General features: G+C 32.6%; 1 pseudogene. It reads right to left on the bottom strand.

From position 1 onward, the window contains the following. A pseudogene (locus tag GFJ99_RS13570) lies at positions 1 to 267 on the bottom strand (cell envelope biogenesis protein OmpA); the annotation flags it as partial.

Below are 267 nucleotides of genomic sequence, written 5' to 3'. Positions count from 1 at the left end.
CCATTTCTGGATACTCATTCATTACCGCTACCAACTTATCTAACTCTGCAGCGCCTTCTGCTGTAATATTGCTTCTGTTGAACTCAAAGTAAATTGGTTGTAAGATTACTTCTTTCTCAGTTATGATTGGCATGATTGGTTTTAGCGTTATATCTACTGTCATATCAATTCCAAACTCATTATCTGGAATTTCAACTTTATAAATATTACTATTCTCATAACCTGATTTTGTTGCATAACTAATATAAACTGGAAGGCATTTTAATG

Origin of the sequence: Flavobacterium sp. LMO6 (assembly GCF_009495795.1) — a bacterium.
Lineage (GTDB): Bacteria > Bacteroidota > Bacteroidia > Flavobacteriales > Flavobacteriaceae > Flavobacterium.
Note: the sequence above shows the minus strand (reverse complement) of the source record. Positions and strands in the feature narration are given on the sequence as shown.